Origin of the sequence: Duganella sp. sic0402 (assembly GCF_019219065.1) — a bacterium.
Taxonomy (GTDB): domain Bacteria; phylum Pseudomonadota; class Gammaproteobacteria; order Burkholderiales; family Burkholderiaceae_D; genus Rugamonas.
The window spans coordinates 164,813-187,221 of the sequence record NZ_JAHUWK010000007.1 but is presented as its reverse complement, the minus strand read 5'-3'; the positions used below and the strand labels follow the sequence as shown (position 1 = coordinate 187,221).

At 62.8% G+C, this 22,409-nt stretch carries 17 protein-coding genes; 10 read left to right on the top strand and 7 right to left on the bottom strand.

The window, feature by feature from the left end:
• The first annotated feature begins 106 nt into the window (after positions 1-106).
• From KW842_RS17925 to KW842_RS17890, 8 genes are all read left to right on the top strand, one after another.
• The gene (locus KW842_RS17925; protein WP_218305464.1) at positions 107-760 is read left to right on the top strand and encodes a MarR family winged helix-turn-helix transcriptional regulator; all 654 of its coding nucleotides are present in this window, start codon (positions 107-109) and stop codon (positions 758-760) included.
• A gap of 81 nt (positions 761-841) precedes the next feature.
• Positions 842-1,384, top strand: a complete 543-nt coding sequence (locus KW842_RS17920; protein ID WP_218305463.1) for a carboxymuconolactone decarboxylase family protein — start codon at positions 842-844, stop codon at positions 1,382-1,384.
• 9 nt (positions 1,385-1,393) lie between these two features.
• Positions 1,394-1,903, top strand: a complete 510-nt coding sequence (locus KW842_RS17915) for a redoxin domain-containing protein (protein WP_218305462.1) — start codon at positions 1,394-1,396, stop codon at positions 1,901-1,903.
• A 74-nt stretch (positions 1,904-1,977) separates the two neighbouring features.
• The gene (rhlP, locus tag KW842_RS17910; RefSeq protein WP_218305461.1) at positions 1,978-2,808 is read left to right on the top strand and encodes a rhombotarget lipoprotein; all 831 of its coding nucleotides are present in this window, start codon (positions 1,978-1,980) and stop codon (positions 2,806-2,808) included.
• On the top strand, positions 2,786-3,415 hold the full coding sequence (gene rrtA / locus KW842_RS17905; protein WP_218305460.1) for a rhombosortase: 630 nt from the start codon (positions 2,786-2,788) through the stop codon (positions 3,413-3,415). The genes rhlP and rrtA overlap by 23 nt, the downstream gene beginning before the upstream one ends.
• Entirely contained in the window at positions 3,330-4,724 is a 1,395-nt protein-coding gene (locus KW842_RS17900; protein ID WP_218305459.1) for a serine hydrolase, read from the top strand. Before rrtA ends, KW842_RS17900 begins: the two co-directional genes overlap by 86 nt.
• Complete coding sequence (locus KW842_RS17895) at positions 4,721-5,596, top strand: MaoC/PaaZ C-terminal domain-containing protein (RefSeq protein ID WP_218305458.1); 876 nt, start codon at positions 4,721-4,723, stop codon at positions 5,594-5,596. Before KW842_RS17900 ends, KW842_RS17895 begins: the two co-directional genes overlap by 4 nt.
• Before the next feature lie 62 nt (positions 5,597-5,658).
• Positions 5,659-6,234, top strand: a complete 576-nt coding sequence (locus KW842_RS17890) for an NnrU family protein (protein WP_218305457.1) — start codon at positions 5,659-5,661, stop codon at positions 6,232-6,234.
• Here the strand turns inward: KW842_RS17890 and KW842_RS17885 are convergent.
• The 6 genes from KW842_RS17885 to KW842_RS17860 form a co-directional block, all read right to left on the bottom strand.
• Positions 6,231-6,593 carry a hypothetical protein gene (locus KW842_RS17885; RefSeq protein ID WP_218305456.1) on the bottom strand — a complete coding sequence of 121 codons (363 nt, stop codon included), beginning with the start codon at positions 6,591-6,593 and terminating at the stop codon, positions 6,231-6,233. The genes KW842_RS17890 and KW842_RS17885 overlap by 4 nt on opposite strands.
• Entirely contained in the window at positions 6,581-7,621 is a 1,041-nt protein-coding gene (locus KW842_RS17880; RefSeq protein ID WP_218305455.1) for a diguanylate cyclase, read from the bottom strand. The genes KW842_RS17885 and KW842_RS17880 overlap by 13 nt, the downstream gene beginning before the upstream one ends.
• Before the next feature lie 8 nt (positions 7,622-7,629).
• Positions 7,630-10,704 carry an efflux RND transporter permease subunit gene (locus tag KW842_RS17875; RefSeq protein ID WP_218305454.1) on the bottom strand — a complete coding sequence of 1,025 codons (3,075 nt, stop codon included), beginning with the start codon at positions 10,702-10,704 and terminating at the stop codon, positions 7,630-7,632.
• A gap of 12 nt (positions 10,705-10,716) precedes the next feature.
• Positions 10,717-11,865 carry an efflux RND transporter periplasmic adaptor subunit gene (locus KW842_RS17870; RefSeq protein ID WP_218305585.1) on the bottom strand — a complete coding sequence of 383 codons (1,149 nt, stop codon included), beginning with the start codon at positions 11,863-11,865 and terminating at the stop codon, positions 10,717-10,719.
• A 38-nt stretch (positions 11,866-11,903) separates the two neighbouring features.
• Positions 11,904-13,445: an efflux transporter outer membrane subunit gene (locus tag KW842_RS17865; RefSeq protein WP_373925204.1), complete on the bottom strand. Its 1,542-nt coding sequence runs from the start codon at positions 13,443-13,445 to the stop codon at positions 11,904-11,906.
• Positions 13,446-13,591: 146 nt separating this feature from the next.
• A complete protein-coding gene (locus tag KW842_RS17860) occupies positions 13,592-14,224 on the bottom strand; it encodes a hypothetical protein (RefSeq protein WP_218305453.1) in 633 nt (210 codons plus the stop codon).
• Positions 14,225-14,525: 301 nt separating this feature from the next.
• Here KW842_RS17860 and KW842_RS17855 point away from each other — a divergent pair, with 301 nt between their 5' ends.
• A complete protein-coding gene (locus tag KW842_RS17855; RefSeq protein WP_218305452.1) occupies positions 14,526-16,196 on the top strand; it encodes an alkaline phosphatase family protein in 1,671 nt (556 codons plus the stop codon).
• Positions 16,197-16,207: 11 nt separating this feature from the next.
• Here the strand turns inward: KW842_RS17855 and KW842_RS17850 are convergent, their stop codons facing one another.
• Positions 16,208-16,579, bottom strand: a complete 372-nt coding sequence (locus KW842_RS17850) for a response regulator (RefSeq protein WP_218305451.1) — start codon at positions 16,577-16,579, stop codon at positions 16,208-16,210.
• Positions 16,580-16,750: 171 nt separating this feature from the next.
• Here KW842_RS17850 and KW842_RS17845 point away from each other — a divergent pair, with 171 nt between their 5' ends.
• Complete coding sequence (locus tag KW842_RS17845) at positions 16,751-22,408, top strand: Ig-like domain-containing protein (RefSeq protein WP_218305450.1); 5,658 nt, start codon at positions 16,751-16,753, stop codon at positions 22,406-22,408.
• Position 22,409 lies beyond the last annotated feature (1 nt).

Genomic DNA, 22,409 nt, shown 5'->3' with positions numbered 1-22,409 from the left:
AAATACATGATGAGCGGCGCTTAAACCGGATGAACGGCAGCGCAAGCAGAAAGTTATTTAATTAGGAGTCCTTGACAAAGCCATTTTCGGGTGTATGATGCAAAGCATGGACAGCAAACCTAAAAAACCGTGGCAGGATACACCGGACGTTTCGGCCCGTATCGTTACCTCTATCGGACGCATCGCCAGCGTGATGCGTTCCGGTATGTGGGAATTCGCCACGGCCGAGCACCTTAATCCTACTCAGGCCGAGATGCTGCAACTGCTACAAGGCCGCAAGCAAGGTGTGCGCCTGTCCTGGCTCGCTGCTCAGTTGTCGATCAGCGCAGCCAGTGCCAGCGATTCGGTATCGGCGCTGGTGTCCAAGGGTTTGCTGTACAAGGCGCGCGCGGAGGATGATGGCCGCGCCACCGCGCTGTTCCTGACGCCGGAAGGCGCAGCAATGGCGGCCCGCATCGGGGGCGCACTGGGTTTTGCGGAACAAGCCGCTGCCGCCCTGCCTGCATCGCAGCAGGCGGAGCTGCTCACCGGTTTGTTCAAGCTGATCGCGCAGCTGCAAAAAACGGATCGCTTCCCCGAAATGCGCGCCTGCTTGTCGTGCCGGTTCTTTGAACCGAACGCGCATCCAGGCAAGCCTGCGCCGCACCACTGCAAGCTGGTGGACGCGCCGCTGTCGGTGCCGCTGTTGCGCACGGATTGCCTTGAACAAGAACCGGCCGATCCGGTGACCAAGGCGCGTAACTGGAAGGTGTTTGCGTAATATCGTTTCATTTTTTTTGACCACAATAGTTAGGACTCCTAACACCGTAACAAACCAACTTAATGATTGAAAGGAAATATCATGTCCCGCATCGCTCTCGTTACCCCTGCCGACACCACCGGCGAACGTCAACAACTGCTGTCGCAGATCCATGGCGCCTTCGGCGTCACGCCCAACATGTTCAAGGCTGTCGCCAATTCGACCGCCGCGCTGAAATCCATGTGGGGCTCGTTCGGCGCCCTGGGTGGCGGCGTCATCAACGCCAAGCTCGGTGAACAGATCGCCGTCGCCATCGCCGACCGCAATGACTGCGAATACTGCCTGGCCGCGCACACCGCACTGGGCCGCAAGGCTGGCGCCAGCGCCGAAGAAATGGCGGCCGCACAGGCTGGCCAGTCGGCCGATCCGAAAACCGCCGCCGCACTGCGCTTCGCCACCGCTGTGGTGACCAACCGCGCCCAGATCAGCGACGAGGAAGTGGTCGCCCTGCGCGACGCCGGTTTCAACGACGAAGAAATCGTCGAGATCCTGGCGCATGTGGCGCTGAACCTGTTCACCAATTACGTCAACGTGGCGTTCAAGGTGCCGGTGGACTTCCCATCGGTCAAACTGCGCGCCAAATAAGGAGCGGCCATGCATGCTATCGCCCCCGAACTCCAGGTCGCGTCCTGGCTGAACACCGCGCGGCCGCTCTCGCTGGAACAATTGCGTGGCAAGGTTGTGGTGGTGTACGCCTTCCAGATGCTGTGTCCTGGCTGCGTTTCGCACGGCATCCCGCAAGCCAAGGCCATCCGCGCTGCGTTCGATCAGCAGGATGTGGCGGTGCTCGGACTGCATTCGGTGTTCGAGCACCATGATGTAATGACCCGCGCCGCGCTGGAAGCCTTTGTGCACGAGTACCGCATCGACTTCCCGGTGGCGATAGACCAGCCCTCTCCGCATGGAGCGATTCCGCTGACGATGGAGGAATACCAGCTGCGTGGCACGCCGACGCTGCTGATCATCGATCGCCAGGGCCGGCTGCGGCTGCATCACTTCGGCCGCGCCGACGATATGAAAGTCGGCGCCATCATCGGCCAGCTGGTAGCAGAACAGGTGGCGCAGCAGGTGCAGTGCGACGATACCGCATGCAGCATCCGCTGATACCTTGATCACCGGGGCTTTCTGCCTGAATTTTGTCTGCTTATACTCCAGCGATGATGGAGAGGAGAAAGCAGATGAAATTCCTGAAAACCCTGGTGATCTTGATCGCCGCCACCACATTGTGCAGCTGCGCGGCATGGCGTAGTCCAAGCGGCGTCAAACAGACGGGCAGCATCGTCGATTATCTGTATCCGGATGCGCAGACCCCGCCGGCGCTGGCGCCGGCCGTGGTCAAGCTGCGGCCGCCGGTCAAAGTCGGCATCGCCTTCGTGCCCGGTTCGAACTGGAACAACGGCCTGCCGGAAGCGGCAAAAATGAAACTGCTGGAGCGGGTGCGCGACGCTTTCTCCAAACATGCCTACATCGGCAAGATTGAAATCATCCCATCGCAATACCTGAAGCCCAAGGGCGGCTATGCCAATCTGGAGCAAGTGGCCCGCATGTTTGATGTGGAGGTGGTCACCCTGCTCTCTTATGACCAGGTACAGTTCAATGACAGCAATACGCTGTCGGTGCTGTACTGGACCATCATCGGCGCCTATGTGGTGCACGGCGAGCAGTACGACGTGCAGACCATGCTGGATGCATCGGTGTTCGATGTGCGCAGCCGCCAGTTGCTGTTCCGCGCGCCGGGCACCAGCCGTGTCAAGGGCAGCGCCAGCCTGGCTGGCGTCAGCGAGAAGGCACGCGCCGCCGGTAGCGAGGGCTATGAACGTGCGGTCGATCAGCTGGTGCCGCAGTTGCAGTCGGAACTGGACCAGTTCCGCGAGCGTATCAAGAACAACGCCGCTTACCAGGTCGAGAACAAGGCCGGCTATCAAGGCGGCGGAAGCCTGGGCTGGATCAGCCTGGCAATGGCCTTGCTGTTAGGCGGTGTGGCATATGCAGTCAGCCGCCGTCGCTGAGCTGCTGGAGTTCGACCGCCAGGCGATACTGGCGGGCGAAATCTGGCGCTTGTGGAGTGGCCATCTGGTGCACTATTCAGTGCAGCATGCGCTGGTCGATTATGTCACCGCGCTGGTTGCGGCGGCCATCGTGCTGCCGGCGCTGGGCTGGCGACGACTGCTGCTGGCGCCTGGCATGGCCGCGCCGCTGATCAGCGCGGGCCTGATGCTGTTTGCGCCGGATTGCCTGTACTACCGTGGCGCATCTGGCATCGCCGTCATGCTGGTGATGCTGGCCGCCCTCGCGCTCTGGCAGCGTGCTGGCGCAGGCGCGCGCGCGGCGCTGCTGTTGCTCGGCGCTGGACTGCTGCTCAAGATAAGCATGGAAGCCGCCGGCCACGTCGCCGGCTGGTCCGATCTTCCCGACGGCGTTCGCGTGGCGTGGCAGGCGCACTTGCTGGGCGCCGTCACCGGTCTGGCAATTTGGCATTGTTCTAGGCATAATCGATGCGTTCAGCGTCGAATTCAGGACATGCATGCAAATGGCTTCAAAAATCGGACTGGCTGCTGCGGCAGTATTGGTGATTGCGGCGGGCGGTGCGGCCACATTGGCGGTCAAGCCACCTGAGTTGCTGAAGGTTGGTGCCAACTACGGCGCCAAAATCGTGTGCTCCAATGTATTCATCGCTGGCCGCGACGGCCAGGCGGTGCTGGCCGATGACGTGCAGGCGCCGGGCCATCCGGTGCTGAAATATCTGAAGGTGAATGTCGACCAGCAGCGCAAGACGGTGCGCGCGCAGTTCTTTGGCTTTGTCGGCGACGGCATGGCGGTGTATCGGCCCGGCACTGGTTGCGCGGTTGCGCCGGATGGTGACGTGGCGCTGGCGTCGCAATATCAGTTTCGTCCCATACCAATCTGGGCGCCCTCGCCCAACGTCCCCTGGCCCACCGGGTCACTGGCGGAAACCAGGGTCGCAGTGCAAGCCTTGCTGGATCAGGATACGCTGGCCGGACCGGGCATGCGTGGCATCGCCGTCATCCATCGCGGCCGGCTGATCGCTCAACGTTACGGCCAGGGATACAGCGCGGCGACACCATTGCTGGGGTGGTCGATGACCAAGACTGTCACGGCAGCGCTGCTTGGCATGCAGATCGCGGATGGCAAACTATCCTTGCAGCAGAGCGGTTTCTGGCCGCAAGGCGACAGCCGCGCGCAGATCACGGTGGCGCAGCTGATGTCGATGAGCAGCGGGCTGCATTACAACGAAGGTTACGGCGATGTATCGGACGTGACGCGCATGTTGTATCTGGAGCCGGATATGGCGGCCTTCACTGCGGCACAAGCACTGGACGCCGCGCCGGGCAGCAAGTGGAACTACTCCAGCGGCACCAGTGTGCTGCTGTCGCGCATCTGGCAACGCGCTGCAGCCGGCAATCCGGCCGCGCCGGCGACCACAGCAGAGGTGCTGGCGCTGCCGCACAACCGCCTGTTCGCGCCGCTAGGCATGCACAGTGCTGTGATGGAAGCGGATGCGCGCGGCAATCTGGTGGGCTCCAGCTATATGTACGCCAACACGCAGGACTGGGCGCGCTTCGGCCAGTTCTTGCTGCAGGACGGCGTGTGGCAAGGCAAGCGCATCCTTCCTGCCGGCTTTGCCGACACCATGCAGCAGCCGGCGTCCGCGTCAGGCGGTCAATATGGCCAGGGCCAGGTATGGCGCTGGGGCCCATCCGGTGATACACCAGAAGGACAGAATCCGGACGCACGCTTCCAGCTGCCCGCGGATACCTATTGGATGCAGGGCCATGACGGCCAGAGCATCGCCGTCGTGCCATCACAGCAACTGGTGGTGGTGCGGCTGGGCCTCACGCCGCATCGGCTGCTGTATCAGCCGCAGCCCCTATTGGCAGCAGTCGTCAAGGCAGTCCAGCAATGAGCCGCGTTCCATATGGTTTGCTGCGTTATCAGTTGCCAATGCTGTGGACCGGCGCGCGCGTCGTCGCTCACACGCTATCCACAAAGCGCGGTTCGCAGCAACCGCCACCGCAGATCGCGCCGGTCGGGCGCGTGATTGCAGCCCCGCCAACGGCACTGGTCGACGCCTATCTCGCGTGGGCCGGCGCGGCAGGCGACTATGCCAGCGAGCTGCCGCCGCATATGGTGTCGCAATGGAGCTTGCCGCTGGTCGGCGAACTGCTGCTGCGCATGCCCTACAAGCTGACCAGCGTCATCAATCAGGGCGTCGGCCTGCGCGTGCATGGTCCCCTGCCGCGCAACACACCTCTGCACCTGCGCGCCGCGGTCGAGCAGATTGAGGAAACACCCGGCCGCATCAAAGTGGTCGTGCTGGTCACCACCGGTACCGCCGAACAGCCGGTGCTGCTGGACACCAGACTGCATATGAGCTTCCTGCTACCCGGCCCTCGCCCCGCCAGGCCGGCGCGCGAGCAAGCCGCACAGCCGCGCTGGACCAGCGCCGGACAATGGCAAGCCAGCGCGCGCGACGGCCTGCATTTTGCGCTGCTCACCGGCGACTTCAATCCCATCCATTGGTGTGGACCTCTGGCGCGGCGCTCGGTGTTCCGTGGTCTGGTGCTGCACGGCTTCGGCAGCTTTGTGCGCAGCTACGAGCTGCTTCGGCAGCAAGGCGTGCACTTCAGCGAAATTGACGTCCGCTTCGTCAAGCCGGTGCCACTGCCCAGCTCCACGCTGTCTGTGCAGATTGCCGACGCAGCCGCAGACGGCTGGCGCGCCATCCGCCTTGCCGGCGCAAGCGACTCTGTCCATCTGGCGGGGAACTTGCGCTAGCGGCGTTGCGCGCGGCGAAAAGGCGGTGTATCGTCACGCCACACCAACCATAGGGAAGCGCGATGACGATACTGATACTGGGCCTGATCATATTCCTCGGATTGCACTCGATCCGCATCGTCGCGGAAGACTGGCGCAACGCCACCCGCGAACGCGTCGGCCTGCTGGCCTGGCGCGCTGGCTACTCGCTCATTTCCATCACCGGTTTCCTGCTGATCGTCTGGGGCTATAGTGTGGCGCGCGCAGCACCGATTGTTATCTGGACGCCGCCGCCATCCACCCGCCATATCGCCGCGCTGCTGGCAATGATCGCCTTTGTTTTCATGGCCGCCGCCTACATCCCCCGCAACGGCATCAAGGCCAAACTGCACCACCCGATGACCATCGCCGTCAAAACCTGGGCGCTGGCGCACCTGGTCGCAAACGGCACGCTGCATGACATCCTGTTATTCGGCGGCTTCCTCGCTTGGTCCATCCTGCTGTTCCGCGCATCGCGCAAGCGCGACGCGGCGCTGGGCACAGTCTACCCGGCGGGCAGCGGCGCGGCCACCGCGCTGACCATCGTGGCGGGCATCGGCGGCGCGGGTGTGTTCGCCATGTGGCTGCATGCGCCACTGATCGGCGTGCGACCGTTCTAACGGCACTTGCCGCGCACGACCGCAGCAACGATCCAGGGTAGCGAATACGGCCCGACCACCTTGACCGGGCCGATATGCGCCGGCTGGTGTTTCAGCGCATCTTCGTGCAGGCAATCCGGCACCTTGGCCTGATCAAATGCGGCGCTCATGCGTGCACTAATAGCGTCGGCGCGAATGACGCCGCCCCCTGGCCGTTTTTCCGGCGCGGGATGCGCATCTTCCGCGATGGTTTCGCGTACCGCCTTTTTTATGACCTCGTCGCTCAGCACCGTGGCCGGCGGGTTCTCCAGCGTTTCAAGCTGCGCTGTGGGAGCGGTCAGCGCTGGTGTAATCAGCAAAGCGGCAATCAAGGTCTGCATACGTTGTCTTCAAAAGGTTCAGCCACGCGCACCGCGTTGCGCCCGGCCTGTTTGGCGGCATACAGTACCTTGTCGGCGCGTTCCAGCCAATCCGTCGGCGTGTAGCCCTTATCCATGTACGTGACGCCGATAGAAATCGTGATCGGATGTCCTTCCAGCAGCGTGGCGGAAGCCACTGCGGCACGCAGGCCTTCCGCCAGATGCGCCGCCGCGCTCAGGCCCGCACCGCTGGCGATAATCGCAAACTCTTCGCCGCCATAACGGAAAATGCGGTCCGAGGAACGCGTGTGCGCACGCATCAACTCAGCCATTTTCTTCAACACGATATCGCCCGCCGCATGGCCGTGCAGATCATTGACCTGCTTGAAGTGGTCCAGATCCAGCAGCAGCAGGCTTGACTCCATCAGCGGCCGGCGCTCCTGCGCATGCTCCACCAGCTTGCGGTCCAGCGCGCGACGGTTGCCGACGCCAGTCAGGAAATCCAGCTCCACCGCCGTGTACAGGCGCTGCGTCTGCAAACCCGTGCGATAGGCAAAGACATAGGCAAACAGGTTGACCAGTCCCACCGTGACCACCAGCGTGGACAGATTGTCCAGCGCCATCTGCCCGAGCAGCATGATCACCAGCAGCACCAGGCCGATACTGTTGATGGTCAGCGCCGCCGAAGGACGCACGACGAAATAGGCGGCGATCATGGTCGGATAAACCCAGTACACCAGCGCCACGCCGCGCAGATACACTACGGCCAGCATGCCGACCGAGTAGAAAATGGTCACCGCCAGGCCAGCCACCTGATAGCGGCCGGTGCGCCAGACGTGCACGATCACCGCCGACATTGCGGCCACCAGCGACATATCCACCACCGCCGTCGCCCAGCTGCCTTGCAGCAGCCGGTAAATGCCGAACGGCAGAATACTCGAAATAGTCAACGCGCACAGCAGCATCAGGATGACTTCTTCCTGACGCCGCTGACGCTTGCCCGACAACCAGCGCCAGCGCCCGTCGCCGGTTTTTCCACCGCTGCTCATGAAGGCGCTCAGTGCGCGGCCTGCGGCGAAGGTTCGGACGGCGATACATCCGCTGGTTTGGTTTCCGCCTTGTGTTCACCCGCCAGCCACATATACATCGCCGGCACAACGAACAGGGTGAACAAGGTGCCGATCGACAGGCCGGTAAAGATCACCAGGCCCATCGCATGGCGGCCGGCCGCACCGGCACCGGACGCGATCACCAGCGGGATCACGCCAAACACCATCGCGGCGGTGGTCATCAGAATCGGACGCAGACGGGTGGCCGAGGCTTCTTCAATCGCCTCGCGCTTGGACTTGCCAGCCGCGCGCAGATGGTTGGCCACTTCCACGATCAGAATACCGTGCTTGGAAATCAGGCCCATCAGCGTCACCAGGCCCACCTGCGTGTAGATATTGATCGAGGCGAAGCCGAGGAAGATAAAGGTCATTGCGCCGAACAGCGCCATCGGCACCGAGAACAGAATCACGATCGGATCGCGGAAGCTCTCGAACTGCGCCGCCAGCGCCAGGAACACAATGATCACCGCAAACAGCATGGTCACCAGGAAGCCGCCCGATTCCGCCGCGTACTGGCGCGATTCGCCGGAGAAGTCCGCCGTGTAGCCCGACGGCGCCACTTCCTTGAGCGTGTCGCGCAGATACTGCTGGATCTCGCCCTGCGAGGAACCGGTCACGCCGGAGATGGTGGCGGAGTTCAGCTGCTGGAAGCGGGTGATCGATTCCGGCTGCACGCTGTACTTAATGCTGGCCACCGTGCTGGCCGGGATCATGTCGCCGCTTGGCGTCTTGATATAGAAGTCCAGCACGTCGTTCGGGTTCAGGCGGTCCACCTGCTGCACTTGCGGGATCACCTTGTAGGAACGGCCGGCAATCGAGAAGTAGTTGACATAGCCGCCGCCCAGCGCCGCGCCCATGGCGTTGCCGAAGTCCTGCTGCGTCAGGCCCAGCGTGGCCAGCTTGTCGCGGTCCACTTCCACCCGCGCTTGCGGCGTGTCGATCTTCAGGTCAACGTCAACGAAGTAGAACTTGTTGTCCGCCTGCGCTTTGGCCAGCACCGCCTGCGCCACCGTGTTCAGGTTCTCGAACGGCTCGGTGGTGGTGATGACGAACTGCACCGGCAAGCCCGAGCTGCCCGGCAGCGCCGGGAACTGGAACGCCGCCACGCGGCCGCCGGCGATGTGGTTCCACTTGGCTTGCAGCTCGGTCTGGATTTCGTGCGCCGAACGCGACCGCTTATCCCACGACTTGAACAGCACGCCGCCGATACCGGAATTGGTGGTCGGCACGCCGGTGATCTGGAACATCTGCTCATATTCCGGCAGCGATTTGGCGACATCGAAAATCTGTTGGGCATAGGCCTGCATCTGGTCGGACGTGGCGGTAGGCGCGCCCACCACCTGCGACAGCACAATGCCCTGGTCCTCTTCCGGCGCCAGCTCGGACTGCGACATCTTGAATTGCAGGATCAGCAGCGCAAACACAATCACGCCGAACACGATCAGCACTGCCCAGGTATCGAGCAGGCTATGCAGGATGCGCAGATAGCCGTTGTGCACCTTCTCAAATACGCGGTCGATGGCCTTGACGAACTTGCCCTCGTCCTGCGTATGGTCGAAGAAATGGCCGCACATCATCGGCGACAGCGTCAGCGCAACAATACCGGACACCGCCACCGCGCCAGCCAGCGTAAACGCAAACTCGGTGAACAGCGCGCCGGTCAGGCCGCCCTGGAAACCGATCGGCACATACACGGCGATCAGCACCACTGTCATCGCCAGAATCGGGCTACCCAGTTCGCGCGCGGCGACAATGGCCGCGTCCATGGGCGTCATGCCCTCCTTCATATGGCGGTCCACGTTCTCCACCACGATAATTGCATCGTCCACCACTAGGCCGATGGCCAGCACAATCGCCAGCAGTGTCAGCAGGTTGATCGAATAGCCCAGCATCAGCATCACGAAGAAGGTGCCGATCAGCGACAGCGGCATCGCCACCACCGGCACGATCACCGCGCGGAAACTGCCCAGGAACAGGTAGATCACGATGGTCACGATGACCAGCGCCTCCACCAGCGTCTTCACCACTTCCTCAATCGAGGTGTTGATGAACTCTGTCGAGTCGTAGACGATTTCGCCGGTCAGGCCGGTCGGCAGCTGCGACTTGATGCCGGGGAAGGACTCGCGCACGCGCTTGGCCACGTCCAGGATATTCGCGTCCGGCGCCACCTTGATACCGATGAACACCGAGCGCACGCCGCTGAAGGCGACGTTGAAGTCATAATTCTCCGAACCCAGCGTGACAGTAGCGATATCCTCCAGCCGGACGATGGCGCCGCCCTCCTGCCTGACCGCCAGCTGCTTGAACTCTTCCACCGTATGCAGGTCGGTACCAGCGGTCAGCGGCACAGTCACCGCCTGGCCTTTGGTCGAGCCCAGGCCTGCCAGGTAGTTGTTGGACGCCAGCGCGGCGCTGACTTCCGCCGCCGTGACGCCATGCGCCGCCATCTTGCCGGCGTCCAGCCATGCGCGCAGCGCAAACTGGCGCGCACCCAGCAGCTCGGCGGTTTGCACGCCCTGGATCGAGTCCAGCTTGGGCTTGACCACACGCGCCAGGAAGTCGGTCACGTTATTGGTCGGCAGCGTGTCGCTGTAGAAGCCCATGTACATGGCGTCGGTGGTCTGGCCGGTCTGCACCGTCAGCACCGGTTGCTGCGCCTGCTGCGGCAGCTGGTTTTTCACCGAGTTGACCTGGGTCGTGATCTCGGTCAGCGCGCGGTTGGAATCGTAGTTCAGGCGCAGCGTGGCGGTAATGGTCGACACGCCGCTGTTCGATGACGACGACAGGTAGTCAATCCCCTGCGCCTGGGCGATGGCCGACTCCAGCGGCTGGGTAATAAAGCCCGCCACCGTGGCCGCATCCGCGCCATAGTAAGTGGTGGAGATAGTGACCACCGCATTCTGCGTCTTCGGATACTGGTTGATCGGAAGGCTGAACAGCGAGCGCAGGCCCAGCACCACGATCAGCAAGCTGATCACGCTGGCCAGCACCGGCCGTTTAATGAAGATATCGGTAAAGTTCATGGCGCTTTATCCTCACTTTTCCTGCGGCGTAGGATTCGGGCTGTTAGCCGGTTGCACCTTGTTGTCGATGACCGCCGGCGTGCCGTTCTTCAGTTTCAGCTGGCCACTGGTGACCACCGTCTGGCCTTCTTTCACGCCCGTGAGGATGGCCACCTGATCGCCACGGGTCGGGCCGGTGGTGACGAATATCTGCTGCGCCACCAGGTAAGGCTGGCCTTTCTCATCCTTGAGCGCGTCCTTGGCCGCGGCCCCTGCTGGCGGCGCCAGCACGAACACGGTCGAACCATACGGGTTGTAGGTGATGGCCGTCTGCGGCAAGGTCAGGTATTTTTTTTGCCCGCCCTGTTCCAGGCTGACGTTGGCGAACATGCCCGGCAGCAGTTGGCGCTTGGCGTTCGGCACGGTCGCCTGCACTTGCACATTGCGCGTGGCCGAATCCACTTTCGGGCTGATTGAAGTCACCTTGGCCGCAAAGCCGACGCCCGGCCAGGCATCGCTGGTCAGGTTAAGCTTCTGGCCGATGGACAGGCTGGACAGCTGCTTCTGCGGCACGAAGAAGTCGACATACACGGTATCAATGGTCTGCAGCGTCACCAGCTTGTCGCCCGGATTCAGGTACTGGCCCGGATTGATGGAGGTGATGCCCAGCTTGCCGGCAAACGGCGCGCGGATGGTTTTCTTGTCGACGGCGGCCTTCTGCTGCGCGACCAGCGCCTGCTTGCTCTTCAGGTCCGCCTCATCGCTATCGACCTGCGCCTGCGAAATGGCTTGCGCCGCCAGCTGCAGCTTGTCGCGCTTGAGCGTGGTCGCAGCCAGATCGGCGTTCGCCTGCAACGAGCGCAATTGCGCCACGTCGCTATCCGCATTCAGCTCGAACAGCACCTGCCCCGCCTTCACCTCGTCGCCCGACTTGAAGCGCACTTCGCGCACCAGCCCAGCGATCTCGGTGGTCACGTCCACACCGCGCACCGGCGCCAGCGTGCCGACCGACGCCAACTGCGGCTGCCATTCGGCGCCCTGCACCTTGACGGCAGTGACCACTTGCGCGGCCGGCTTGGGCGCGCTGGCGATCAGCTTTTTAATCTGTAAGAACTTCCCGAATGCGAGGACGGCGATCAGTAAAATAACGCATCCCACCATGATGAGCATACGCTTGGTCATCAGTCGCTTGGCCATGAATCGTTCTCCTGCTTTTTAAGTTATTTGTTAGTGCCGTAGGGAGCTGCGGCGGAAACCGCCGTGGCAGCCGGAACGCCGTTGGCGCGATTCCACCAGCCGCCACCCAGTGCCTGGAACAGCGCGGCGGTGTCGGCGTAGCGCGCGGCTTGCGCCTGCACCAGATTGATATGTGCCTGCTGGAAGCTGCGCTGCGCGTCAAGCAGCACCAGGTAGCTGATGCCGCCCAGCTTGTACTGCTCCTGCGCCAGCGCCAGCGTTTCTTTGGCCAGCGCCTCGGCTTCGGCCTGCGATTTGAGCGCGGCCGCATCTGCGTCCAGCGCGCGCAATGTGTCGGCGACATTCTGGAATGCCGTCAGCACAGTGGCGCGGTACTGCGCCGACGCCGCGTCATACGCCGCTTCCGCCGCACGCCGCTGCGCGCTCAGCGCGCCGCCGTTGAAGATCGGCTGGGCGATGCCCGCCGCCAGGCTCCACGCGGTGGTTTCGGCGTCGAACAGCTTGCCGAAGCTGGCCGCCGACGAACCATAGCTGCCGCTCAGCGTGAACTGCGGATACTGCGCCGCCGTCGCCACGCCGATGGCGGCGCTGGCCTGGTGCAGCAGTTCTTCGCTGGCACGGATGTCGGGGCGCTGGCGCACCAGCGTCGACGGCAGCGATACCGGCAATTGCTGCGGCAGCGTCAGCGCCTCCAGCTCAAACGACGGCATGCCCGCTTCGCCCGGCAGTTTGCCGGCCAGAACCGACAGCTGATGCTGCGCGGCCGCCAATGCCTTTTGCAGCGGCGCGATGGTCGCATTGATCTGCGCCACCTGGTTGCGCTGGCTGAGCACCGTGGTACGCGGAATGGCGCCGTACTCGAACTGCTTCTCGATGACGTTCTGCTGCTGGGTCAGCGCATCCAGCACTTCGCGCGTGGCCCGTAGCTGCGCGCGCAGCGACGCCTCCTGGATGGCCGTGGTGACCACGTTGGCACTCAGCGTCAGATAAGTCGCCTCGACCTGGAAGCGTTGGTAATCGATGGCGGCCTGCGCGCCTTCCAGCGTGCGGCGGGTCGCGCCGAACACGTCGGGCGTGTAGGCCACGTTGACCGAGGCGTTATAGACGTTGTACACGCCAGCCGCCGCACCAGCGGTGGTGACACTGGTTTTCTGCCGTCCCGCGCCCAGCTGCGCGCTCACCGACGGATACACCAGATTGCCGGCCTGCGCGTTATAGTTTTCCTGGGCTTGGCGCAAGGCCGCTTCGGCTGCCGCCATATTCGGATTCTGCGCCAGCGCATTGCGAATCAGCTGATCCAGCGCAGGTGACTGGAACAAGCTCCACCACTGCGCCGGAATCTCCTGGCCAACCGCGAACTGCTGCGCTGCTCCGCCTACACCCGGTGCGGACGCGGTCTGCTGCGGCATCGGAGTCGGTGTATAGCTGTCGCCGGCGGTAGCCGGCGCGGCAGGTGTTTTGAAATCCGGCCCGAGCGCGCATCCGCCCAAACCGGCGGCGAAGACCGCCGCTGCGCCAGCCCGCAAGGCCAGCTGATTGAATTGCCTGAAGATCCGTTTTCTCACTACAGTCTCCTGCGCCTGTTATGAATATAGATTGAATAAGATATTCGCATTTTTTACCGCCCAGGTGTGGCATTCTTGCTGCGCAGCGACAAAAAAAGGGCTTTGCCATCTCTGGCAAAGCCCTTTTCGGTATCGGGACAAACTAATCAGGCCGGCACAGCACGCGCGGCGGCGCCATAAGCGCGGTTCACTTCCGTCAGCGAGAAGGCGTTCGGACCGTTGGTCTGCGCATCGGCGACCTGTTCATGCGCCAGGCTGCGGTAGGTCAGCGGTGCTTCATAGCGAACGCGTTCGTCTTCGCTGATCTTGCCATCGTGATTGGTGTCGGCAGCCAGCTCGGTCGCTGGTGGTGGCACACCCAGTACGCCATCTTCACCAACGCCTGGCAGCGGCACTGGCGACAGCAGCACGTTTTGTGCAGTATCCACGCTAGGCTGGCTGGTTTCGGTCGCGTTGAAGCGCGCCTGGAAGATCTGGGTCTCAGGACGGTCAACCAGCTTTTTCAAGCCTTCGTCGAACTCTTGCAGCGCGGTTTTCAGCGTGTCGTCTTCCGACACCGCTTTCACCAGCGCATTGGCCTGATCGTTGGTGGTGTTGCTCGTATCAGTCTGCAGGGGACTGGTGGCATTGAAGCCAGGCAGCGAGAAATAAGCGGCTACCGACGCGCTCATATCCGCATTAGTGCTGTTTTCCGTGCCGGTTTGGACAGGCGCAAGCGCCTTGTCAGCAACCAGGGCTGCGGACAGGGTGGCACCACCAATATTGTTTATCATAATCATAATCGACTCCTGCAAGAAGATTTCTCACCCCTGAATTCTATCAGCGTTTTGGCAATAGTTACCATTTCATGCGCGCATCTACTTCAAAAAAGTGCTCTTTTACCGAAAAAAAGTTTCCATACAACACTGTTTTAATGTGGAAAGCAGTTTCGTTGAAAATTTTGATGGTTTTACACGCTTTTCCTTGCGTAAAAATTAATATTGCAGCCGTCATCATCCGGTCATACGGACGAGTTAGCATGCCGCACGTCCGTGGTACGCTACGTCGCCACGCACTCCTTACAACCTGACGACGACCTTTATGACCAAGAAAATGTCCTTGCGCGCGATCGTACTCGCAACCTCGTGTTTCGCGCTCTCCAGTCTACAAGCCGCCCCTGCGGCGCCAACCACCGCTTCCACCCTGCCCAAGCTCATCGTCGTGCTGGTGGTGGACGGTCTGCCGAATGAACAGGTGCAGCGCTACCGCGACCAGTTCGGCCAGGGCGGCTTGCGCCGCATGCTGGACCAGGGTGCATCGTTCAGCAACGCACACCAGGCGCACGGCGTGACGGTGACCGCGATCGGCCACAGCGCCGTACTGACCGGCGCCTACCCTTATGTACACGGCATCATCGGCAATAACTGGATCGACCCGGTCACCAAGAAATCGGTCTACTGCACCGAAGACAGCAACTACACCTACATCGGCGAAGAAACCGATCCGAGCGACGGCACCTCGCCGGCCAAGCTGAAAGTCAACACGCTGGGCGACGAGCTGCGCTACGCCACCGGCAGCCGCAGCAAAGTCATCACCGTCTCCGGCAAAGACCGCGGCGCGATTCTGCTGGCGGGCAAAACCGGCACCGCCTATATGTATATGGACAAAACCGGCAACTTCGCCAGCAGCACCTACTACATGAAGCAGCATCCGGAATGGGCCACCAAATACCTGTCCACCAAGCCGCAGAACCGCTACTACGGCAAGACCTGGTCGGCGCTGCTGCCGGCATCGGCCTATGAAGGCGATGCGCCGGAAGAACTCAACACGCCCAAAGCCGGCGGCCATAACCGCCTGCCTTATACCTACTACAGCGAAAGCGGCGAGATCGACGCAGGCTACTACGCCAGTCTGCGCGTCGGCCCCTACCTGGACCAGCTGACGCTGGACTTTGCGCGCGCAGCGGTGGAAGGCGAAAACCTGGGCCGCAATCCGGCCGGCGTGCCGGACCTGCTGGGCGTCAGCCTGTCGGCGCACGACTACGTCAACCACGCCTTCGGTCCGGAGAGCAAACTGTCGCACGACCACTTGCAGCGTCTTGATCGCATGCTGGCGGAGTTTTTCACCTATCTGGATAAACGGGTTGGCATGGACAATGTACTGGTAGTGCTGACCGCCGATCACGGCTTCCCGAATACGCCGGAATTCGCGCAGACGCAGCACGCCGATGCGCAGCGCCTGGACGGCAACAAGCTGATGGCCGCACTGGATGCGCACCTGGCCGCGAAGTTTGGCGTCGCCAAGCTGGTGCAAGCGTGGTCGCTGCCGAACATCCATCTGGATTATGCGCTGGCCGAGCAAAACAAGCTGAAACGCGAAGATGTGGAAAACGCCGCCGCGCAGTATCTGATGGCGCAGAACGGCATCGTCGATGCTTTTACCCGCACGCAGTTTGAAAGCGGCGCGGTACAAGGCACGCATATCAACACGCTGATGCGCCGCGCCTGGAATCGCCAGTCGTCGGGCGACCTGATGGTGATCACCAAGCCCTATTGGTATTTCGGCAGCGGCACCAGCGGTACTTCGCACGGCTCGCCATATGCCTACGACACCAATGTGCCGCTGATGGTCATGGGCAAGCGCTGGATCAAGCCAGGCGCTTATGGCCAGTACGCGGAAGTGGTCGATATCGCACCGACGCTGGCGCACCTGCTGCACCTGCGTCCACCAGCTGGCTCGGAAGGCCGCGTGCTGGTGGAGACGCTGCGTTAATCGACGCGCCCTTACGACAGGCTGTTCAGATATTTGTTCAGATGATCAAAATTGAGCGGCTTGGAGAAATGCTGGGTGAAGCCCGCCGCGACAGCCTTCCTGGCTGAGTCGCGGTCGGCGGAACCGGTCAGCGCAATGATCGGTACCGACTGCGCGCCCGGCATGCGGCGAATTGCGCGCACAGCGCCAAAGCCATCCATCCACGGCATGCCCAGATCCATGATGATCGCCTTCGGCATCGCTTCACGAACCCAGTCGCACGCTTCGTAGCCATTGTGCGCGGACGCCGTTTCGTAGCCCTGGCATTGCAGCAGCGCCGACAGCGATTCCACTACATCCAGATTATCATCGACCACCAGAACTTGTTGTGCGGTTGCCATCATTTGCCTCGCCTTGTTATTGATCAGTAAGCTCATCGTAGCAACTGGTCCCGGCGCCGTATGTTCGCCAGCGCACGTTTTCGTCATGTACTCGCTTGTAGCACATTTGTGTTACAGACAAACATGCCAAAATAGCTTCTAATGAAGAATTATTTCTTCTCGGCATACACAGCCATGGCCAATACCACTCGCACCGTTCAAGGCGCCGCCGATACCACGCCGCCCACCGCTTTCTTTTTGCTGTACAGCTACGCGCTGAGCAGCACCCGCAATACCCAGCTCATCATCAGCTTCTCAGAGAAGGTTAGCGGATTTGACGGCAGTCTTGTCACGGTGGAGAACGGTACGCTGAGCGGCTGGTACGCTGGCGCCAATGGCATGGAATGGGGTGCCACATTCACGCCGAGCCAGAACATCACCTCGTCCACCAACAAGGCCAGCTTCGACATGTCCACCGTGCGCGACCTGGCTGGCAACGCCGGTGTCGGCGTCATCACCTCAAGCAATTACACCATCGACACGCAACGCCCGACCGCCACCATCGCGCTCGACAAAAGCACCGTGCTGGCCGGACAAACCATCAACTTCACGATCACGTTCTCGGAAATTCCCTATTCCTTTAACGCCAACACCGATCTCATCGCCGACAACGGCACGCTAAGCAACGTCAGGACCCAGAACGGCCTGGTTTTTTTCGGCACCTACACGCCAACCGCCAATCTGAATCTGGATACCAGCAACCTCATCACGCTACTCTCGGGCAGCTTCCAGGATGCTGCCGACAATAGCAACGCCACTGCCTTTACTTCGGCCAACATCACCATCGATACCACCGTGCCGACCGCCACCATTGCCATCGACGACACCGCGCTCAAGATCGGCGACAGCGCGCGGGTGACGGTCACGTTCTCGGAAGCGGTGGAGGACTTCAGCCGGAGCAGCCTGTCCGTCATGGGCGGTGTCGCCGGCAGCTTCAGCAGCAGCGACAAAATCACCTGGACCGGCAGCCTGACGCCGATTAACGGCTTGGTCAACGCTGATAACTTCATCATGCTGGACATGTCGTCCATTCATGACGCGAGTGGCAACGCCGGCAGCGGCACCGTCAAGTCCGACAGCTACGCGGTTGACACCGTGCGGCCGACCGTCCGCATCACGCTCGACCATCAGACACTCAAAGCCGGCGACACCGCGGTCGTCACGTTCGCCTTCTCGGAAGCGGTCACCGGCTTCGACGCCAGCGACCTGACCGTCCCCAACGGCGTATTGAGCAACCTGGTCAGCAGCGACGGCAACCGCACCTTCACCGCCACCTACACGCCGGACATTGTCAACGCCGCCACCAATGCCATCACGCTGGCAGGTACCAGCGTGACCGACGCGGCAGGCAACGCCAGTAGCGGCACCGTCATCAGTTCGGACAATTTCGTTATCAGCACGGTGCGCCCGCAGGCCACGATCACGGTGTCGAGCGGCACATTCACCCTGGACCCGCTGCAGGCCAGCTCGCAGGTGCAAATCCAGTTCACCGAGGCCGTAACCGGCCTGGGCTACGAAGACTTCACCATCGACAACGGCACGCTGAGCAACCTCACTACCAGCGATGGCATTACCTGGACCGCCACGCTGACGGCGAACGCCGACACCCAGCAGGCCAGCAACCGGATCCGCCTCGACCAGACCGGCATCAGCAACGCCGCCGGCAACACCGGCCTGGGCATCCAGAGTTCCAATGCGTACCAGATCGATAACCGGGCGCCCACCGCCACCATCACGGTCGACAACACCAACATCCTGGTTGGCGGCAGCGCGCAGGTGCGCATCGTTTTCTCGGAACAAAGCACGGGTTTCGACATTAACAATCTGCACGCCGACAACGGTACGTTCAGTAATATTGTCAGCGACGCTTACGGCGTCACGGCCACCTTCACGCCAACGGCGGGCACCACGTCGGCCACCAACAAGATCGTGCTCGACCTGACCAGCATCAAGGACGCCGCCAACAACGCCGGCAGCGGCACGGTCGAGTCGAACAACTACGCTATCGATCTGGTGCTGCCGACGGCCGATATCGTGCTCGCCAACAGCGCGCTGCTGGCCGGCCAGAGCACGCTGGTCACGCTGACCTTCTCCGAGGCCGTCACCGGCCTCGACGCGGCCGATGTGCGCGGCACCAATGGCACGATCACCCAGCTGACCCAGGTCGGCGCCACCACCTGGACTGCCGTGTTCACGCCGTTCGCCGATGTTATCGACAGCAGCAACCTCGTCTGGGTCGCCAACGCCAGCTTCGCCGACCTGGCCGGCAATGCCAGCGACCGCGTCTACAGCTCGGCCAACTATACGCTCAACACCGTGCGCCCGGTCGCCAACTCCATCGTGGTCGCCGATACCGCACTCAAGGCCGGTGAGACCTCACTGGTGACGATTCAATTCTCCATGGCGGTCAGCGGCTTCGACCTCGATGCCTTGCATGCCGATGGCGGCACGCTGAGCAACCTCGGCACCAGCGACAACATCACCTGGACCGCCACGCTGACGCCGGACGGCGTCACGCAAAGCGGCAACACCGTCACACTGGACATGACCGCCGTCACCTCGGCAGCCGGCAACGCCGGCACCGGCGTCAAGGTATCCAACAGCTACGCGATCGACACCGTCTTGCCGACCGCGAGCATTGTGGTCAGCGACAGCACCATCCTGGATGGCGGCAGCACGCAGGTCACGGTAACCTTCTCGGAGGCCGTCACCCTGCCCGCCAACCTCAACCTGAGCGTCGGCAACGGCACGCTGAGCAATATCGTCACCACCTCGCTCGGCCTCACCGCCACCTTCACACCGGACGCCGGCGTCAGCGCCGGCACCAACAAGATCGTGCTGGACCTGAGCCAGCTGAGCGACAGCTTTGGCAATGCCGGCGTTGGCACGGTCGAGTCGAACAACTACGCCGTCGACACCGTACGGCCGACCGCCGTCATCCAACTGGCCAGCAGCACGCTGCTGGCGGGCCAGAGCACCGGCGTCACCATCACCTTCTCCGAAGCGGTGCGCGACTTCGACAACGGCGACGTCAGCATCGGCAGCGGCTCCCTGAACCAGTTCACCACCAGCGACAATGGCATTACCTGGCAGGCCGTCTTCACACCCGATGCCGACGTCGACCAGGCCAGCAACGTGATCCGACTGGCCAACGCCAGCTATACCGACCTGGCCGGCAACACCGGCAGCGCGGCGACCTCGGCCAACTATGCGGTGCACACCGAGCGGCCCACCGCCACCATCGACATCGACGACACCACGCTGACGGCCGGTCAGACCGCGCAGGTGACGATCCGCTTCTCGGAAGCGGTCAGCGGCTTCGACAACAACGACCTCAGCGTCGCCAGCGGCACGCTCAGCACCGTCATCAGCAACGACGGCGGCCTGACCTGGACCGCGACGCTGACCCCGTCCGTGAACACCGATAGCAGCAGCGGCGTCATCACGCTCAACAACGCCGGCTACACCAACGCCGTCGGCAACGCCGGCGCCGGCACCGAGCTCTCAGGCAGTTACATCGTCGATACGCGGGCGCCCACCGCCACCATCAGCATGGCCAGCAATGCCCTGGCGGCCGGCGCCAGCACGCAAGTCACTTTCACCTTCTCCGAGGCGGTCAGCAATTTCAGCGACGCCGACCTGAAGCTGGCGCAGGGCACGCTGTCGGCGCTGACCACCATGGACAACATCGTCTGGACCGCCACCTTTACCGCCACCACCGCCGTCAGCAGCGACATGGTCGTCATTACCCTGGACAAGGCCGGCGTGACCGACGCGGCAGGCAACAGCGGCGTCGGCAGCATCAGCAATCCCACCATCGCGCTGCCACCGACGCAACCCGCGACGCCGCCGGTCACCGTCACCGTCATCGATGGCGTCCAGGTGCAAACCCAGCTGGTGCGCGATCCGCTGACCGGCCTTGAAAATCAGCTGGTCAACGTGGCGGTGATCAATGCCGTGCGCGATGACGCCGACTCCCCCCATCCCGGCCTGGCCGATATTCCACTGATGGCCGGCAGTGGCGCTGACGCCATCCAGCTGCTGGTCAGCCTGCCTGTGAACACCGGCTTGCAGAGCGCCGGCCCAAGCAGCCTGCTCGGCGCCAGCGAGGTGCTGCGGGATCTGCTGAACCGCATCCACAGCCACAGCAGTGAGGGTTCGGACGAACAGAAGCAGATGCTGGACGCCGGACAGAACTTCCTCGACGCCCTGGCCGACGGCACGCTGCTGGCGGTGCGGACGCTGGTATTGAAGTCGGCGCCAGGCGCGGTGCCGGGCCTGCCGATCATCATCAGCGGCAGCGCGGCCGGTGCCCATGCCGTCGGCCTGATCATCGACGCCACGCAACTGCCGGCCGGCACCGTGATCCAGCTGGACGACGTCGATTTCGCCACCGTGAGCGGCCCGGTCATCCTGCGCGGCGGCTTGGGCAACAACGTGGTGGTGGGCGACAGCAGTGGCCAAAGCATCGTGCTCGGCCCGGGGGATGACGTGCTGTCCGGCGGCGCTGGCGACGATGTCGTCGGCAGCGCCAGTGGTGACGACCGCATCGATGGCGGTGCCGGCAACGATATCATCTTTGGCGGCACCGGTAATGACATCCTCAAAGGCGGTGAAGGCAACGACGTGCAGCAAGGCGGCCGTAGCGACAGCGGCAAATGGGATTTCTACCTGAATGCGCAGGGCCAACTGGTAGCGCAGCACCAGACCCTGCTGGTCGATGCTGGCGCGGTGGAGATGCTGGCGCTGTCCGAGCTGAATCACAGCGTGGTGCCGCTGGCGTTTGTCAACGCCGACCACGCGCTGCTGAGCGGCATCGCTGGCCTGTACGCCACCGCCTTCGGCCGCGCGCCGGATCTGGCTGGCCTGAACTTCTGGATCGCGCATGGCGTGACACTGGCGCAGGCAGCGCATGCCTTCGTGGCATCGGCGGAATTCCTGCAAGGCAGCGGCGCGCTGGATAACGCCGGCATGGTGCACGCGCTGTATGAGGATGCGCTGGGCGCAGCCGGCGCGGCTACCGCGGCTGCGCTGGCCGAGCAAACGGCCTGGATCGCCAAACTGAATGCGGCCAGCACCCCGGCGGCGGCACGCGCGGAACTGTTGCTGTCGCTGTCGCAAAATGCCGCCACCCTCGCCCACTGGAACGGCGCCAACGGCATCGCCGTGGGCAGTGTGGTCTTGTCTACGGAACAGGGCTGGATTGCCGGCAGCGGCGACGACATCCTCGAAGGTGGTGCCGGCAACGACCGCCTGGTGGGCGGCGACGGCATCGATACCGTGGTCTACGCCGGCAAGCTGGCCGACTACCATATCGTCCTTAGCCAACATGGCGTGGTCACCATCCAGGAAGCCAGAGCCGGTGGCGACATCGACACCATCCTGCAAATTGAAAAAGGCCAGTTCAGCGACGGCAGCGTCGATCTGAATTTCACCAATAGCGATACCGCCAGCCTGACCAGGATCGGCCTGCTGTACCAGACCGTAATGGACCGCGCGGCCGACCTGCCGGGACTGGGGCATTGGGACGCACTACATCTTGCACCGCTCGACCTGGCGCGCGCCTTCATCGGCTCGGCGGAGTTCCAGAGCCGCTACGGCACGCTCGATAACGCGGGCTTCGCCGCGCTGATGACCGGCAACGCGCTCAATCACGCGCCCGACGCCGCCAGCGTACTATCATGGACCACCTATCTCGATACGCACAGCCGCGCCGACATGGTGACCGCCCTGATCGGCACGCCGGACGTGCTGGCCGCCCAGTTCGCCGGCGCGGGGCTGGTGCTGGTCTAAG